At 63.8% G+C, this 16,096-nt stretch carries 15 protein-coding genes; 4 read left to right on the top strand and 11 right to left on the bottom strand.

Features of this window, described 5'->3' with window-relative positions; translation table 11 throughout:
* Window positions 1-96 precede the first annotated feature (96 nt).
* Complete coding sequence (locus tag IPV69_RS09510) at window positions 97-2,337, bottom strand: heavy metal translocating P-type ATPase (protein WP_206294869.1); 2,241 nt, start codon at window positions 2,335-2,337, stop codon at window positions 97-99.
* A gap of 194 nt (window positions 2,338-2,531) precedes the next feature.
* Here IPV69_RS09510 and IPV69_RS09505 point away from each other — a divergent pair, with 194 nt between their 5' ends.
* The 3 genes from IPV69_RS09505 to IPV69_RS09495 all read left to right on the top strand — a co-directional run bounded on the left by IPV69_RS09505 (window position 2,532) and on the right by IPV69_RS09495 (window position 4,949).
* Window positions 2,532-2,984 (top strand): hypothetical protein, encoded by a 453-nt coding sequence (locus IPV69_RS09505; RefSeq protein WP_206294868.1) that lies wholly within the window; start codon window positions 2,532-2,534, stop codon window positions 2,982-2,984.
* Between the two features lie 43 nt (window positions 2,985-3,027).
* A complete protein-coding gene (locus tag IPV69_RS09500; protein WP_206294867.1) occupies window positions 3,028-3,993 on the top strand; it encodes an NAD(P)-dependent oxidoreductase in 966 nt (321 codons plus the stop codon).
* A gap of 140 nt (window positions 3,994-4,133) precedes the next feature.
* Entirely contained in the window at window positions 4,134-4,949 is an 816-nt protein-coding gene (locus tag IPV69_RS09495; protein WP_206294866.1) for a VOC family protein, read from the top strand.
* 195 nt (window positions 4,950-5,144) lie between these two features.
* Here IPV69_RS09495 and IPV69_RS09490 read toward each other — a convergent pair whose 3' ends face one another.
* The 4 genes from IPV69_RS09490 to IPV69_RS09475 form a co-directional block, all read right to left on the bottom strand.
* A complete protein-coding gene (locus tag IPV69_RS09490) occupies window positions 5,145-5,966 on the bottom strand; it encodes an ABC transporter permease (protein WP_206294865.1) in 822 nt (273 codons plus the stop codon).
* A complete protein-coding gene (locus IPV69_RS09485) occupies window positions 5,932-6,861 on the bottom strand; it encodes an ABC transporter ATP-binding protein (protein ID WP_206294864.1) in 930 nt (309 codons plus the stop codon). The genes IPV69_RS09490 and IPV69_RS09485 overlap by 35 nt, the downstream gene beginning before the upstream one ends.
* A 92-nt stretch (window positions 6,862-6,953) precedes the next feature.
* Window positions 6,954-7,991, bottom strand: a complete 1,038-nt coding sequence (locus IPV69_RS09480; protein ID WP_206294863.1) for an aliphatic sulfonate ABC transporter substrate-binding protein — start codon at window positions 7,989-7,991, stop codon at window positions 6,954-6,956.
* A gap of 117 nt (window positions 7,992-8,108) precedes the next feature.
* Window positions 8,109-9,566 carry a porin family protein gene (locus IPV69_RS09475; protein WP_206294862.1) on the bottom strand — a complete coding sequence of 486 codons (1,458 nt, stop codon included), beginning with the start codon at window positions 9,564-9,566 and terminating at the stop codon, window positions 8,109-8,111.
* A gap of 136 nt (window positions 9,567-9,702) precedes the next feature.
* Between IPV69_RS09475 and IPV69_RS09470 the strand changes: the two genes are divergently transcribed.
* Window positions 9,703-10,245, top strand: a complete 543-nt coding sequence (locus IPV69_RS09470; RefSeq protein ID WP_206294861.1) for an N-acetyltransferase — start codon at window positions 9,703-9,705, stop codon at window positions 10,243-10,245.
* Here the strand turns inward: IPV69_RS09470 and IPV69_RS09465 are convergent.
* The 6 genes from IPV69_RS09465 to IPV69_RS09440 form a co-directional block, all read right to left on the bottom strand.
* Window positions 10,217-11,686 (bottom strand): radical SAM protein, encoded by a 1,470-nt coding sequence (locus IPV69_RS09465; protein ID WP_206294860.1) that lies wholly within the window; start codon window positions 11,684-11,686, stop codon window positions 10,217-10,219. The genes IPV69_RS09470 and IPV69_RS09465 overlap by 29 nt on opposite strands.
* Before the next feature lie 26 nt (window positions 11,687-11,712).
* Entirely contained in the window at window positions 11,713-12,195 is a 483-nt protein-coding gene (locus IPV69_RS09460) for a hypothetical protein (RefSeq protein ID WP_206294859.1), read from the bottom strand.
* Between the two features lie 62 nt (window positions 12,196-12,257).
* Entirely contained in the window at window positions 12,258-12,686 is a 429-nt protein-coding gene (locus tag IPV69_RS09455; RefSeq protein ID WP_206294858.1) for a hypothetical protein, read from the bottom strand.
* A gap of 14 nt (window positions 12,687-12,700) precedes the next feature.
* Window positions 12,701-13,114: a hypothetical protein gene (locus tag IPV69_RS09450; RefSeq protein ID WP_206294857.1), complete on the bottom strand. Its 414-nt coding sequence runs from the start codon at window positions 13,112-13,114 to the stop codon at window positions 12,701-12,703.
* Entirely contained in the window at window positions 13,111-13,932 is an 822-nt protein-coding gene (locus IPV69_RS09445) for a prolipoprotein diacylglyceryl transferase (protein WP_206294856.1), read from the bottom strand. The genes IPV69_RS09450 and IPV69_RS09445 overlap by 4 nt, the downstream gene beginning before the upstream one ends.
* 172 nt (window positions 13,933-14,104) lie before the next feature.
* Window positions 14,105-16,078, bottom strand: coding sequence for an ABC-F family ATP-binding cassette domain-containing protein (locus tag IPV69_RS09440; protein ID WP_206294855.1), 1,974 nt, complete (start codon window positions 16,076-16,078; stop codon window positions 14,105-14,107).
* Window positions 16,079-16,096: the final 18 nt, after the last annotated feature.

Here is a 16,096-nt window from a genome sequence, read left to right as displayed (position 1 = left end):
ATGAGACCTTCATTCGGTGGCAGGATTGAACGCCGAGACGCCGAGACGCAAAGAGTTGCCTTGGATTGTGTCCTTCGCAACTCGGCGTCTTGGCGTTCATTTTGACTTCTTGTCGTCGGGTTTCCACCTCAGCAGCCGCAGCGCGTTCAGCACGACCACGATCGTCGAACCCTCGTGAAGCAGCACGGCCACACCGAGTGGTGTGAGGCCCATCGCGGCGATCGGGGCGACGACGGCGATCACGCCCAGCGCGATGACCAGGTTCTGATTGATGATGCGCCGGCTCGCCAGTGAAAGGCCGATCGCATCGGGCAGGCGGAGCAGGTCGTCGCCCATGAGTGCGATGTCGGCGGCTTCGAGGGCGACATCGGTCCCAGCCCCGCCCATCGCCACGCCGATACTCGCCAGCGCCATCGCCGGGGCATCGTTGACACCGTCGCCGATCATGGCGATCGGGCCGTACCGCGCCTGGAGTTCGTTGATCAGGCGGCTCTTGTCTTCGGGCAGAAGCGCGGCATGGATCTCGTCGATGCCGACGGCCTTCCCGACGGCGTTGGCGACCGTCTCGTTGTCGCCCGTCAGCATGATGACGCGGGCGATGCCGAGCGACTTCAGACGCCGGACGGCCTCGGCGGCGCTGGTTCGCGGTTCGTCGGCCAGGGCAATCAGCCCGACGGCGGCACCGCCCGCGCCGACCGCCACGATCGACTTGCCTTCCTTGATCAGCCGTGCCAGGTCGGCGTCGGGGGCGGCCGATTCATACACCCACGCCGGCTTTCCCACCCGGGTTGCCACGCCATTGACGAGCGCGGTCATGCCGCGGGCGGGAATCTGCTCGACGTTGTCGGCCGGGGGAACCTGGAGCTTTCGGGCGGTCGCTTCATCCACGATCGCCCGGGCCAGCGGATGGCTGCTCGATTTTTCGACCGCCGCCGCGAGCGACAGCAAGGCGTCTGCGGTCATTGCGGCCTGCCCGACGGGGACAACATCGGTTACCGCGGGGTGACCGCGGGTGAGTGTGCCGGTTTTGTCCAGCGCGATGGCGCGGACCCGGCTGAGGTTTTCCAGGTGAACGCCCCCCTTGATCAATACGCCGATCCGCGCCGACCGGGCGATGCCGCTAAGCACGGTCGCCGGTGTACCGATCGCCAGCGCACAGGGCGACGCGGCGGTCAGGAACGCCATCGCGCGATAGAACCATGTCGCCCAGCTGGCGCCCGCGGCGAGCGGGGGGATGAAGATCAGCAGTGTCGTCGCGACGAGCACCAGCGGCACGTAGTAGTACTCGATCTTGGCCGTAAAGAGCTGCGTCGGGCTTTTGGTCGCCTGCGCCTCGCTCACCAGTCGGACAACCTTGGCGAGCGTCGTCTCCGATGAGAGTTTGCCGACGGCGACGACCAGCAGGCCCTCGCCGTTGATCGTTCCGGCGAACACCGGCGAGTCGATCGCCTTATCCACCGGGACCGATTCCCCGGTGATGGGTGCCTGGTCGATGCTGCTGGACCCTTCCAGCACGACGCCGTCTGCCGGTACACGGTCGAACGGGCGGACGACGACACGGTCGCCGACACGGAGTTCTTCAACCTTCACCAGTTGATCGACGCCCGAGGCATCCCGGCGGGTGGCTGTTTCCGGGGCCAGCTTCGCCAGGGCATGAATGGCGCGGCGGGCCTTGTCCATCGCCATTTCTTCGCCGGCGTTTCCCAGGGCAAACAGCAGGAGGAGCATGCCCCCTTCTTCGTAGTGCCCGATCACCGCCGCCCCGATCGCGGCAACGAACATCAGCACGTCGATATCGAACCGCAGCAGCCGCAGCGTCTGGAAGGTGTTGCGGGCGGTGTGCCACCCGCAGAGCAGGTAGCACGCCAGCGAGAGCGCGATGCGCAGCGCGGTCGGTCCGCCGGCCAGGTGCGTGATCCATGCCCCCGCGAGGCAGATCGCGCCGATGCCGGAGAGCGTGAGCTTCGGGTGGGCCCAGAGCCGGGCGACCATTCGCTTTGCAAAGCCGCGGGGCGGCACGGGTTCATCTGCGTTGGGCTCCTGCTGCCGTGCAGCGGCCTGTTCCTTGGAGAGAACGCGCAGCCCCAGGGAGTCGAGCCGCTCGACGATATCGGCGATCGCGCAGTTCCTGCGATCGAACTCGACCGTTACACATTTGCTCGCGTAAGACGCATTTCCCGTGACGCCCGGCAGGCGTGACAACGCCGCCTCGATCGCCTGCTCGCTGCGGGGAGAGACCATGCCTTCGACAGGAAGGTGCAGCGTTGCGTGGTGGCCGGGGGCGGGCGTATCGGATGTCGGATTGGAGCAGGGCGGGATGGTCAATGAGCTTTGCACGATACCTATAGTCGTTCAATCGGTCGCAACATTCCATGGGATCGATACCGGACGCGCTTTGGGCGCACCGGCGGGCACGCTGCGGCGGTAGCGACGCCATGCGACCGCCGCACCGCGTGGGGCAATGTGGGGCGATTAGGATCGCGCCTCCCGTTTGCGGTTACCAGGCGATTCAGAATAATGGACCGGCACGCATGGCCAATGAACAGGAAACCCCGCAACCCCTCGAGCCACAGACGATGCCGCCATGGCTGGCGCGCGTGGCGGTCGCTGGCACGATCGTGTTGATTGTTGTTGGGGTCGTGCTGGTCGGCTGGCGCTGGATGCACGTGCAGTTTCCGAATGCCGCACTGTTCATCCGGGGCGATGCGAATTGCGAAGGCGTGAATGTGGTCGTCTCCAATGCCGACGGCGACCCCGTCTTTCACGACCGCATGTCGGCGGCGAACAAGTATCAACTGGTCGTCCTTGTCGAACACGGCGTGTACGCCGTGGTCGGACGTCGCGACGACCGAGAGGTGATCCGCGAACGGCTGTACGTCGGTAACGGCGGCGGCGCGCTTCTGCAGGTTCAGATCCCCTCGGCGACACAGCCTGCTGCCGCGACGGCACCATCTGCGGAGCCCGACGCCCCCCAGGGCCGCTGATCGACCCCCAACCGGCCGCGAAGGCGGCGCATTCCCGAACACTATGCCCTCACTTACCCGACCCAAAGTCATCGTCACCGAAGGCTCCGATCCGACACCCCTCCAGTGGCTTCGGGACAATGTTCATGTCATCGAGGCTGGTGCCGACGAGCCTGAGTTTGCAGCTCACATCGCCGATGCCGAGGGTCTTGTCGTTCGAACCTACACACGGGTGGATGACGCGCTGCTGGCGCGGGCCCCGAAGCTGAAGGTGGTCGGCCGTGGCGGGGTCGGCCTGGAGAACATCGATGTCGCGGCGTGCCGCCGACGGGGCGTGGAAGTGGTCTACACGCCCGACGCAAACACGCTTGCCGTCGGAGATTTCGTTTTCGGCTATGCGTTGCAGTTGCTGCGACCCTGGAACTTTTTCCGCGACGCCGCTTACGAGCCGAAGGAGTTCAAGCGTATCCGCAACACCGTCCGCGGCCGGCAGTTGAACGAACTGACGATCGGCATCCTCGGAATGGGCCGCGTCGGCCGGCGTGTCGGGCACATCGCCACCGGCGGGTTCGACATGCGCGTGATCTACAACGACGTGATCGACTTCAACGCGACCGGCAACCCGCCGACCTTCCCAGCGACCGCGGTGGACAAGGCCACGCTGTATCGCGAGGCGGACATCCTGAGCATTCACGTGACGATGTTGCCGGGAAACGAGAATCTCGTCGGCCGCGAACAACTGGCGATGATGAAGTCCGACGCGATTGTCATCAACACCAGCCGCGGCGAAGTGCTCGATGCCGCCGCCGTCGCCGATGCGATCCTCGGCGGCAGGCTCGCCGGTGCCGCGATCGATGTGTTCCACCCCGAACCGCCCAAGCCCGATTTTCCATTGCTCGGCATTCCCAACGTCCTGCTGACCCCGCATCTGGCAGCCCGGACGTACACCGCGCTGGAGAACATGAGCTGGGTGGTGAAAGACGTGGTCGGCGTGATCGCGGGTAAAACGGCCAAGTATCCGGCACCGTGATCGTTCTTTGTCACTTGTCACTTGTCACTTGTCACACGCGGCAGCACGGCGTCACTTGCGCTTCGTGATAGTCAGCCAGTGACCAGTGACCAGTGACCAGTGACAAATGACAAATGACCAGTGACCAGTGACACCGCATTATGCTCCGCCGAATCGACCGAATCTTCATTCGTGTGCCTGGTCTGCCGGCGGCGGTTGCCTACTACCGTGATGTCATGGGGATGACGCTGATCCAGCAGGACGGTCGGCTGGCGACCTTCAAACTCGGGGACGAAGGCTCCGAACTGCTGCTGCACACCGATCCGGACCTTCCTGCCGAAGCCACCTACTACCTGGTCGACGACGTACGCGACCTCTTCGCCCGGCGAGCCGAGCTGAAGCTGCATTTCATTTCCGCGCCCAAGCAGGCCGCGCGTGGCTATCGGGCCACGGTGCGCGACCCTTTTGGAACGGTCCTGCTGATCATCGATCGCACCACCGAGCAGTCGGCCGGCAAGGCCGTCGCGGAGGACGCCAAGGCACCCGGGGCGCTGTTTGCGGGGGTGGAAGCCGACACCAAGTCGCGAGGCAAGCCTGACGCGCTGATCAAAGCGTACGAAGCGCTCGGCCGGACCGCCGACGATCTGCCCTACACGCCGCATTTTGAGACGCTCTACAAGGATTACACAAGCCAACTCGACCCATCGCCCACGCGGCAGGAGGTATGGCGTCAACTGCTGAACCTTCGAAAGGGCGGCAAGCTCCCGAAGCTGGGTGAGGCCCGGAGCCGTCCGCCGGAAGTGTCGCCTGAAGACAAGCAGCGGCTTCGCGACATGCTCGGCGAAGACATTGGCAAGCGCGACCGGCTCCCCTACACCGAACGCTTCGACAAGCTGGTGGACGAGTTCAACACCACCCAGCAGCGTCCGCTGAGCCCGCACCTGGTCTGGCGACTGGTCGCGACGCTCGCGAAATGAGTGTCACCTTTTTAGCGGCAGAACCGAAGGTTCGCTTGTCCCCGCCGTGTCCCATCGCGCCGATTAGCGGTCGCACCGAAGGTGCACTCGGGTCGCGATTGATGGGGAGCAGGATCAGCAGGGAAGTGCCGAGGAGTGCACCTTCGGTGCGACCGCTAATCGGCACCGGCGTAGAAGCTCCTACGCGGGTGCAGGTCATTCTCCCGCAGCCGCGAATCCGAACCGCTTGGAGACGCGCTTCTGGATCTGCGCGAAGACCAGCCGGTCGGCCAGCATGCCAATCATGATCATCACGATCAGAAGGCCGACCACCGTTTCGACCGCCGAGAGGTTGCGGGCAATTTCCAGCCGATGACCCAGGCCGTGGGGCGAGAGGCTCAGGATCAGCTCGCCACCCATGAGCGACCGCCAGGCGAAGCTGAACCCCTGACGCAGGCTGGTTGCCAGCGCCGGGAGCGACGCCGGGAGCAGGACGTGGCGATAGAGCTTCAGTCCGTTGGCGCCCATCATGCGGCCGGCCTGCTGATAGAGCGGGGGGATCGCCCGAAGCCCGTCGCGTAATGAAATCGCGATCGCCGAGAAGCTGCCGATCACCAGAACGAAAAGGATGCCGGATTCCTTGAACCCCATGATGAGGATCGCCAGCGGCACCCAACACACGCTGGGCAGCGTTTGAACGCCGAGCAGAACGGGCCCGATGAATTCATCGAACCACTTGTAGCGCCAGCAGGCCGCCCCGATCAGTCCGCCGATGGCAATGCTGATCGTGAACCCGACGGTGAGCCGGGCAAGGCTGGAAAGGACGGCTTCGATCAGCGGGATTTCGTACCACGCCCCGGTAAACGGGCGGGTCTCGCTAACCGGCCAGGGCCAGTTGGCACGCAGGGGGTCGCCGAACCGGGTTTCGACCGACATCAGGCTCAGCATGCCGTCGAGCACCTGGCTGGGTGCGGGGAACACGAGCGTGTTCCACCCGATGAGCCTATATCCCGCCTCCCAGGTTGCGATAAGCAGCATCCAGATCGTCAGGCGTTTGAGGCTTCCACGGATCGCCTGCTTCCGCGTTGATACGGTTGACCTCTTCTTCAATTTCGCGTCGGACGAGGTGGACGAGACCGGCAAGGTCGGGGTGGTCGAAGTTTCGGGGGTGACCGAGTTCAATGGGAATCTCCCGTCGGATGCGGCCCGGGTGGGCATGCAGAACGATGATGCGGTCGGCCAGGCGAACGGCTTCGCCGACGGAGTGCGTCACAAACAGAATTGTCTTGCTGGTGCGCAACCATATTTCCTGCAACTGCTCGTGCAGCAGTGTTCGGGTCTGGGCATCAAGGGCGGCGAACGGTTCGTCCATCAGCAGGACCTTGGGGTCCATAACCAGCGCCCGGGCGATCGCGACGCGCTGCCGCATGCCGCCGGACAGCTCGTGGACGAGTTTCCGCCCGGTTTGCCCGAGGTGGACCATATCCAGTGCGTCCTGCACGCGGTCCTCGCGCTCACTGCGCGGCACGCCCATCATCTTCAGGCCGAATCCGATGTTCTGGGCCGTCGTCAGCCAGGGGAAGAGGCCGTGGTCCTGGAAGACCATCGCCCGGTCGGGGCCGGGCACGCTCTTGGGTACGCCGTCGAGCAGAACCCCGCCGGCGTCCTGGCGGATCATGCCCGAGGCGATGTTCAGCAGCGTGCTTTTGCCGCAACCGCTCGGACCGACCACGACGACAAACTCGCCGGGTTTGCAGGTCAGGTGAATGTCGCGGAGCGCGGTCTGGCGTCCTTGGGTGCCGACCTCGCCGAACATCTTCCAGATGCCCTGTAACACCAGTTCGCCGCCGCGACCGACTGCGGACGGGCGCGCACTGGCCGGCGGAGCGACAGTGGTGGTGCGGCCGACGGTTTCCAGAATCTCGACATCCATGGCGTTACGCTGCAGCGGCCTTCAGAAGCAAGAAGACGACGAAGACGGATCGGGTCGGCCGGTCACTTTGCCGGCGATCCCTTGGCCAGCAATCACTTTCCCGGCGAGGCGGCGGTGGCCTTTTCCCGGACCTTCTTCACGATCGCCGTGTCGAACATCGCCGCCGGATCGGTCTTCTCCTTCGAGAACTCCAGGTCGTAAGCCCACTGGGCGAACTTCGTGAAGGTGTGGGGCAGCGGGTCTTCGGTGAAGTTGGTCGTCTTCACCGATGCCGCCAGCACGCCCGCGGGCAAACCCTTGTTCGTCAGTTTGAACAGTGCCGCCTCAAGCAGGGGCAACTGAGCAGTCGGGTCGGCCTTTAGTTTGTCGGTCCACTGAACGTGAACGCCCAATACCTTTTCGACCACATCCGGATGTTTCTGTAGAAACTCGGGCGTGGTGATAACGACCGTCGTCGCGAATGCACCTTCGGCCCAGAGGGACTTTTCCTCCGCGATCAGCTTGGCGCCGGCCTGGGAGATCAACAGCGAACCCCAGGGCTCGGGGGCCCACGCCGCGTCCACCTGCTTGCGAAGCATCATCGACGCCTGCTCGGCGTTGGGGACGGCCATCACACCGGACAGGTCTTTCTGCTTCAGAACGTCGCGGAAGTACTGCTTGGCGGCGATATCCTGGGTGTTGCCGAACTGGGGAGTGGCGATCTTCTTGCCGACGAGGTCTTTAAGGTCGTTGATCCCCGCGTCAGGACGGGCGACGATCAGCACGCCGTTGCTCGCCGCGCCGGCGATGATCCGAACCTTCGTCCCCTTGCTCTTGGCATAGCCGTTGAGAGCAGGACCAGGGCCGATGTAGCCAATGTCGATCTCGCCGGCAAAAAGGGCCTCGATCAGCGAAGGGCCGGCGTTGAAAATCTTGGTGCCGAACTTGGATGGCGCGACCGCCTTCTCGAAGTCGCCCGAAGATACGCCCAGCACCGCCTGTGCGTGGGTGAAGTTGGCGAAGTAGCCCAGCCGCACCTCAGCGGGTGGCGTGGCGGACGGGCCGGAGGCCCCGCCATCCTTCTTGCACGCCATGCTACCGGCCAGGAATGCGATCGACAGGAGAACGATGGGAAGGCGAAGCCGAGGCATAAAAGGGTTCCTCTAAGATACCTAATTCCTATCTGAATAAAAGGTAAATAGCCTGCCTTGGTCTATTTGTCAAGATACAGCATCTATTCCTATTGGAATTGTAGTGAAATTGTCTGCTCAGATCGCCAACTGAAATTGCGCCCGGATCGCCGCCTGTGGGTCTGCCGTCGGCTGCGCGATGATCCCGATCCCGGGCATGTCGAGCGGCGACCCTTCCGGCAGGAACAGGACATCGAGCGAAAACTTCGCCGCGTGGTCCATCAGGTAGTAATTCACGCCCGCGGCAATCTCGTGAATTGTGTCATTCACGCGTGCCGCGTTGCCGAGTGTGCCGGGGCCGGCGTCGTCGAGTTTCGTGAAGCTGTAGCGGCCGAACACTTCCCATGCAGGCGAAAGCGCGTACCCCGCCTGGGCGACAAAGCCCCAGTCGTTGGGCGAGCCGGTCTGGCCGGCGGGGACCGATCGGAAGTCGCGCGACATCCCGACGAACGCCGCGTAAACGCTCAGGCCCCGCACCGAAGACGGTTCCCATTGCACGTCGGCGGTGTACATGAGGGCATTGAGGTTGTCGGCGGTGTCGAAGTTGAATCCGCCGCCGACCACCAGCAGGTCCTTTTTCGTCCCGCGGGCGGTGAAGTCGGTGTAATCGCGCCAGTCGCCGGCGAGCTTGTATTCGAATCGGCCGGCGGTGCCGCCACCGGGATTGACGATCCCGATCGCCGGTGCGGTGGCCGCCTGGTTTTGAAAGTTGGTGTTGCGCGAGAGGTATCCGTCGTGGAGCATCACGCTCGCCCGCCACTCATCAACCGCCTGATACTGCAACTCGATCCCCTGGACATAGTTCTCGACGCCGGTCACGCCGGTCGAGAAGACGTAGTTCACCACGGACCGATCGACGGCCAACTGCCTGCCGATGTTGACGGCCGTTTCGTGGTCCCAGCCGTTGACGTACGCGCCGAACCGCACGGCGAATGGTGTGCCGGCGAACGCATAGCGCACCCACGCCTGATCCATCACCAAAGCGCCGCCATTGACGCCGGTATTCCACTGGAAAAAGTAGGACAGGTTTGGCGAGCCGAAGTTGCCTTCGAACATGAGTCGAAGCCGGCGGACCTCGAAGCCCGATTCAAAGGACCCGTCGCCGTCGGAGCTGACGCCGTCGGCAAAATTGGCGACATAGCGGAACTGAACCAGGGCGCTCGGGCTGAAAAGGTAGTTCCCGTCCTCGCTCTGGATCACGAATCGTCCGCCGCTGTAGCCGGCGGTGAACCCTTCCAGAGACAGGTGGCTGCGACGCTCGGCGTCGGCGACTACGTCGGCAATCGTGCGGTCCACGCGATGCGCGTCGGCGAGGTCGGCGTGAGGCTGCGAATCCCTCGCGTTCGTCGCGCTGCGCCGTTCGAGTTCGGCAATGCGTTCCTGGAGGCCCTGAATCTCCTCGATCAGTCGCCGATTGTCTGCGACGTCGGTCGAGGATTGGGCTTCTGAGGCGCCCGCCGTGCCGCCTGCGGCGACTGCCGTTGCCAGTACTGTTGCCGCGTTCGCGAGAAGCCATGCTCTTTTTCGCCGGACCATCTGAACACTCCTTCCGCCAAGTCGTATGAGATGATTCGATCGCCTGGCCGATAAAGTATCAGCAATCGCCGATTGATTCATCGTCGTGATCCGGCGAGGGATTGTGTCGGGGGTGCTATGATCGCGGAAAAGCAACATGATCCGACCCGCCAACATCACTGACGTTCCCCGCATCCAGCAGATCATCAACTCCCACGCGGAGTTCGGCCGGATGTTGTTCAAGAGCCTCGCGCAGCTTTACGAAGACCTGCGTGACTTCGGCGTTTACGAGATTGCCGGCCCCGACGGCCGGCCGCAGGTCGTCGGCTGCGTCGCGCTGACCATCATCTGGGCTGACCTGGCCGAGGTGCGGTCGCTGGCGGTCGATCAGAGCCAGCGCGGCAAGGGCATCGGCTCCAAGCTCGTGCAGTGGACGGTTGACGAGGCGCGCCGCCTTCGCATCCGCAAGCTGATGTCGCTGACGTACGAGCAGCGCTTCTTCGAAAAGCTCGGCTTCGTGGTGGTAGACAAGGAAACCCTGCCGCTGAAAGTCTGGAGCGACTGTGTCCGTTGCCCCAAGCGCGACGGCTGCGACGAGATCGCCATGGTGGAGGTCCTGGAAGACGTCCCTGAACTGGCGGTCGAGCACGCGCCGCCCACGCCGCGCGGCATCAGTATTCCGGTGCTGCCGAACGAGTAAGGCTGACGAGCCTTTCTGGCGATTCTGCCCCTCGGCCCGAGCGCAGCTCCTCCAGCACGCGCTCCCTGCCGTCCCGATAAAACAGGTTGAACGTATCGAACGGGATGATCCGCCCGTCGGTGTGGACGATATGGACGCAGCTCTTCTTCACGCTGCGCACATCGAAGTTATGGGGGTCGAGAAACTGCATGATGATCACGCGGAACAGGTTCTCGTAGCCGACCGAGTCGGGCAGCGGCACCGTCGGCAGGCAGCAGAGCAACTGCTTGAGTGATACGCCATTGGTCGGCGATCCCTCGGCCGGCGGTTCGCAGCCGCAGTTGGCGAACATCGTATAAAGCCGTTCCTTCAGCGCCGGGTTTCGTTCGTAAACGATCGTGCTGCCTTCGGTCTGCAGGAAGATGCTCGGGTCTACTTCGCCGCTGATCGGCAGCACCTGCCCGTTCCACTTCAGCGCGTACGCCATTGCGAGGCAATCCGGGTGGCACGGCACTGGGATCACATCCTGCGGGCGGAACAGCGACGACTGCCGGAGGATCTGCTGCCGCACTTCGCCGAGCGTCAGGCGGTCGGTAGCGGGGTCGAACTGCTCCAGCCGCCCGGCGGACTGGATCGGCTGGAACGTCACGCCGCGCACGCACCGCTGCGCGACGGCGTAATCGAGAATCTCGCCGATCTCGTCGTCGTTCAGGCCCTTCTTCAGCGTGACGACCAGGTTGGTGCTGAGGTTGAGATCATTCAGCCGGTCGATCGCCCGGCGGCGGACGTCGCGCAGGTCCTGCCCGCGCAGCTCAAGCAGCGGTTTGGCGCGGAGCGAATCAAACTGCAGATAGACCTCAAAGCCGGGCTGGTAGTCCTTCAGCCGCCGGGCGAAGTCGGCGTCGCCGGCGATGCGGATGCCGTTGGTGTTCAGCATCAGATGCTTGATCGGCCGCCGCTTGGCCGCGTCGAGGATGTCCCACAACTGCGGATGGATCGTCGGCTCGCCGCCGGAGATCTGCACGACGTCGGGCTCTCCTTCGTTCCGCACGACGCAGTCGAGCATGAACTCGATTTGTTCGAGCGACCGATGCGTCGGCCGCTGCGGCGACGACTCGCTGTAGCAGATCGGGCAGGTGAGGTTGCACTGGTCGGTGACTTCGATGATCGCGAGGCACGAATGCTGCTCGTGATCCGGGCAGAGCCCGCAGTCGTACGGGCAGCCGTACTTGATCGGCGTGTTGAACCGCAGCGGCACCTGCGACGGCTTGAGCGTCTGGCGGCAGAGCTTGTAGTACTCGGCGTCGGTGCTGATGAGCACCTTCTGAAACCGATGCTCCGGGCACCATTTGTGCAGGAACACCTTGCCGTCTTGCAGGATGACTTTTGCTTCGACTTTGCGCAGGCAGGTGGCGCAGAGGCTGCTGGTGAGTTCGTAGAAGATGTAGTCGCGGTCTGGCATTGGTCGCTCCCGACGTCCGTGTCAATTCATCGAAATGCACCGCCGCACAAGGCGAGCAGTATCAGGAACACCAACGCCAGGCTGGTAATCCAGCCGGCCCCTACCATGCGCGTCGCCCGAAAGCCGAACATCACGGCCGGCGCGACGACGAGAACGAACAATGCCACGAGGGCACCGCCGATGTCGGCGCGGAAACTGCTGAGTACGACAAACGCCAGCCAGCCGTACACGAAGGGGGCCACCATCCCCAGGACGAACATGGCGGCGGGGTAGCCTTCGTTCTTGCGGCGGTACGTGCCCGGGCGGGCATAGCCGAGCTGTCCAATCGAACCGCCTTTTTGTGCCGGATAAACAGGTGCGTAGTGCAGTGGGGTCGACTGCCTTAGTTTCGCGGTCGCGTCGCTGTTGTCGGCTTCGAGCGTCTCTGCCGGAATCGGTTCGGACGGCAGAGGGTCTGCCGGATCAGTGGCGTTTAGCTCAGCGGCGTCGTTGTTGGGATCATTGTTCATCGGCTGCTTCGTTCACGCGGCCTGTTGTCGGTTCGGCACGGTATCGCGGAAGGCTACCCGGATCATGACCATTTGTGGTCGCCACAGATCGCCATCACGGTGAGCCCCGTCAGGGCGACACTGGTGAGCCATCCGGCGCCGACCATTCGTGTCGTCCGCCAGCCGAGCATCACCAGTGGTGGGGTTATCAGCAGGACGCTGAACAACGCAAACGAGCCCCCCGGGATCGCGAACGCCAAGTATCCGAATACAAACGCCGCCATCATGCCCAGGAAGAAGCTCCACGAGGATCCCCCCGGCCCCACAAGGTCATCGGGGTCGATCCGCTCGATCATGACACGTTCGGGACGAGGGGCGTAGTCCAGCGGGTGAGATTCCCTCTGTGATTCAACGATCTCGGCGCTGACGGGTTCAAATGATTCGACCGATGGCGGCTCGGGTGGAATAGGGTCGGCGGAGGTCGCAGGAGCGCTGTCAGGTGGGTCATTCATTGACGTTCCCGTTCCTATCGTCCGCCGCACACCGTCGCGAACAACGCGCCACCGCAGATGAGTGATCCCAATGAAATGGACGTCAGCATCCCAGCTCCGGCCATCCGCCACCACGGTAGGCACAGGCCCGCCACGCCGATGGTGAGCTTGACCGCGAACATCACAAGAGCCATGGCAATCCAGAGGCTGCCGTCGGTGCCGATGAGCTTGAACTGATACGCGGTCCGCCAGGCGACCACCGACATGAGCACCCCCAATCCCATCCCCGCCAGGAAATGACTCGAAGGCGACCAGCCGAACGGCAGTCGGTCGGGTTCGTAGTCTCGCGTTCTTGCGTACGGAAGCGGGTAGGCCGGCTTGGGACGGCGCGGCTTTTCCGGCGGGCCGCTCACATCATAGCCCGGCGTCGGATCGGATTCGTCCTTCACGAAGCGGCACCCCTTTCGATCGCCGACGGCGAAGAATCGATCGCCTGCGGCGACCGCTTACGCAGCAACTGCACGGCGGTCCATCCTACCGCCAGCAGGCTCGCCCATTGTATCGCGCTCAGGCCCAACAGCGTCTTGTCGGTCGGCTTGATGAACTCGATCGCAAACCGGAACGACAGGTATCCGATGACAAACAGGCGAAACAATCGACCGGACTGAACCTGGCCGGCCGGCACCGACCACAGCCGTCGCACCGGAGGCAGCACCAGCACGATCGCGAGGGTCGCCAAGTAGGCAATTTCGTAGAGCTGTGTCGGATGTCGGCGGACGCCGTCGCCGAAATCGACCGCCCACGGCAGGGCGTTCGCGTTACCGTGCGTGTGGTCTTCGAGCCCGGTCAGAAAGCACCCGACGCGGCCGATCGCGATGCCGAGGATGAGGGGGAAGACAAACGTGTCGCCGGTGGATTTGCGGACGCCGGTCAGCTTCTTGGCGATCTCGACGCCGATCCACCCGCCGAGGATGCCGCCGACGATCGTTTTGCCGGCGACCCAGGCCAACGGGTTGGCCGCGGCGGCGGCGGAGATCTCTCGCCAGCTCTCGGCCAGCGCCAGCAGCTTGGCGCCCAGCAGCGCCCCGACGGTACAGCCGCAGAGGAGCAGGAGCGTCTTCTCGATCGGTAGTGACGGCTGGCGGCCGGCGGAGCGTTTGCGAAGGAAGAAGAACAGCCGCGACCCCAACCCGTATGCCAGAATCTCAAACACCGTGTGCGGGTGAAGCGTCACGCCGAACAGGTGGATGTAGACGGGGAAGGTCATGCGGGATCCACCGCGATGCGAACGTCTTCGGTGCCACGGGTCGGCGGTACTCCGCAGACCCGTGCGCGAGTCGTGCCAAGACACGGGTCTCCGGAGTACCGGCGACCCGTGGCACCAGATCGCCCCGGCACATGATTCGACGTCAAGAAGCCACGAGAGTTGCTCTCGTCCTTCACTCCCCGCGCAGGAAGTACTCCTCTTCCAACTGCTTCAGCTTCTTCGCGAGCTCATCGGCCTGCTTCTGCTTCGACCGCAACCGGCTTTGGTCGCGGGCCATGGAGGGGTCGCTGAACGCCTGCTGGCAATCCGCCAGTGCGATCTCGGTCTCGGTGATCTGCTGCTCGATATCCTTGATCGTCAGCCGGCCGAAGGGGCGGAGGTACGGGTTGTCGGTGCGCTTCTCCTGCGGCTTGGGCGGGTACTTGTTCTGCCTGTTGGGCGCGGCCTGTTTGTTCTGGACCGGCTGCGGCTTGGCTTCCTGCTTGTTCTTCTGTTTGGTCGCCTCGGCCTTGCGCTGCTGCTCGGCGGCAGCGGCGGCGGCCTGCTTTTTCACCCAGTCGCTGTAGCGCCCGTCGAAGTCCACCACGTCCGGCGGTTCGATCACCCACAGGCGCGTCACCACGTGATCCAGGAAGTACCGGTCGTGGCTCACGCAGATGATCGTGCCGGCGAAATCCCGCAGCGTGCGCTCCAGCGCCTCGCAGGACGCGATGTCCAGATGGTTCGTGGGCTCGTCCAGCACCAGCACGTTGGGCTTGTCGAGCAGCAACTGCGCCAGGCGTACACGGGCGCGCTCGCCGCCGCTCAGGACGGCGACCTTCTTCTCGACGTCTTCGTTGCGGAACAGCAAGGTCGCGAGCACGTCGCGCAACTGCCGCTCGTTGAACTGGCGATTGCCCAGAACTTCGTCCATCACCGTGTTTTCGGGGTCGAAGTCGTCCAGGCCCAGTCGCTGGTCGTAGTAGCCGATGTTGAGGTTCGCGCCCCACTTGAGTGTGCCGCTGTCGGCGGTGTCGTCGGCAAGCAGCACCCTCAGCATCGTCGTCTTGCCCGATCCGTTGGGCCCGATGATGCCGATGCGCTCGCCCCGGCGGACGTCGAGTTTTTCGATGTCCCACAGCTTCGACCCGCCAAACCCCTTGTTCAGCTCGCGCAGCTGCAACACCTGATCGCCGGCCCGCTGGTCGGTGTTCAGGTTAATCGACACCGACTTCTGGTTCTGAACCGCGGAGATGACCTGGTCGCTGATGAGCAGGCGGTTCAGCCGTTTCTCACGGCCCTTGGCTTCCTTCGACCGCTGGCCGGCGCCGAATCGGCGGATGAACTCCTTCTGCTTTTCGATATCCGCCTGCTGCTCGGTATAGGCGCGCTGCTGTGACAGTTCTTCGTGTTCCTTCTGCACGATAAACGCCGAGTAGTTGCCCGGATAGCTTTTGAGCTTGCCGCGGGTGAGCCACAGGATGCGCGTTGCCAGCCGGTCGAGCAGGTAGCGATCGTGGCTGATGATCAGCACCGCGCCGCGGAACGCGAGCAGGTAGTTTTCCAGCCACTCGATCGCGATCAGGTCGAGGTGGTTCGTCGGCTCGTCCAACAGCAGCAGGTCGGGCTCGGCGATCAGGATCTTGGCCAGTGCCAGGCGCGACTTCTGCCCGCCGGACAGCGAACTGACCTTCTTCTCCCAGTGTTCCCGCTCCAGGCCGACGCCCAGGAGCGTCGATTCCAGCTTGTGATGCCAGGCGTACCCGCCGGCCAGCTCGAAGTCGTGCTGAACGTTCTGGTACTTCTCCAGCAGCTTGTCGAGGGCGTCGCCGGTGGCGTGCTCCATGCCATGCTCGAGGTCGCGCATGTCATGGGCAAGCTGGTGGAGGTCGGCAAAGGCGAGCTCGGCTTCGTCGATGACGGTGTTGGTCTCGTCGAAAGTCGGGTCCTGCGTCAGGTAGCCGACTTTGGTGCCGCGCGCGAGCGCAACGGTCCCGCCGTCGGTCTGCATCTGGCTGGTCAGGATGCGCAGCAGAGTGGTTTTGCCGGATCCGTTGGAACCGACAAGGCCGAGACGCTCTCCCAGCTCGATGTTGAGATCGAGGTGGTCGAAGAGCGACTTGTGGCCGAGGATCTTCTCGATGGACGACAGCGTGGCAACTGACACGACGGCGACGGTAAGGGA

Origin of the sequence: Humisphaera borealis (assembly GCF_015169395.1) — a bacterium.
GTDB classification, from domain to species: Bacteria; Planctomycetota; Phycisphaerae; order Tepidisphaerales; family Tepidisphaeraceae; genus Humisphaera; species Humisphaera borealis.
The sequence above is the reverse complement of the archived record's forward strand: the minus strand, read 5'-3'. Positions and strand labels throughout refer to the sequence as shown.

Coding starts and splice junctions, on each gene's coding strand:
- IPV69_RS09505 (WP_206294868.1), top strand. CDS start 2,532: ATGGCCAATGAACAGGAAACCCCGCAACCCCTCGAGCCACAGACGATG.
- IPV69_RS09500 (WP_206294867.1), top strand. CDS start 3,028: ATGCCCTCACTTACCCGACCCAAAGTCATCGTCACCGAAGGCTCCGAT.
- IPV69_RS09495 (WP_206294866.1), top strand. CDS start 4,134: ATGCTCCGCCGAATCGACCGAATCTTCATTCGTGTGCCTGGTCTGCCG.
- IPV69_RS09490 (WP_206294865.1), bottom strand. CDS start 5,966: ATGCTGCTTATCGCAACCTGGGAGGCGGGATATAGGCTCATCGGGTGG.
- IPV69_RS09485 (WP_206294864.1), bottom strand. CDS start 6,861: ATGGATGTCGAGATTCTGGAAACCGTCGGCCGCACCACCACTGTCGCT.
- IPV69_RS09480 (WP_206294863.1), bottom strand. CDS start 7,991: ATGCCTCGGCTTCGCCTTCCCATCGTTCTCCTGTCGATCGCATTCCTG.
- IPV69_RS09475 (WP_206294862.1), bottom strand. CDS start 9,566: ATGGTCCGGCGAAAAAGAGCATGGCTTCTCGCGAACGCGGCAACAGTA.
- IPV69_RS09470 (WP_206294861.1), top strand. CDS start 9,703: ATGATCCGACCCGCCAACATCACTGACGTTCCCCGCATCCAGCAGATC.
- IPV69_RS09465 (WP_206294860.1), bottom strand. CDS start 11,686: ATGCCAGACCGCGACTACATCTTCTACGAACTCACCAGCAGCCTCTGC.
- IPV69_RS09460 (WP_206294859.1), bottom strand. CDS start 12,195: ATGAACAATGATCCCAACAACGACGCCGCTGAGCTAAACGCCACTGAT.
- IPV69_RS09455 (WP_206294858.1), bottom strand. CDS start 12,686: ATGAATGACCCACCTGACAGCGCTCCTGCGACCTCCGCCGACCCTATT.
- IPV69_RS09445 (WP_206294856.1), bottom strand. CDS start 13,932: ATGACCTTCCCCGTCTACATCCACCTGTTCGGCGTGACGCTTCACCCG.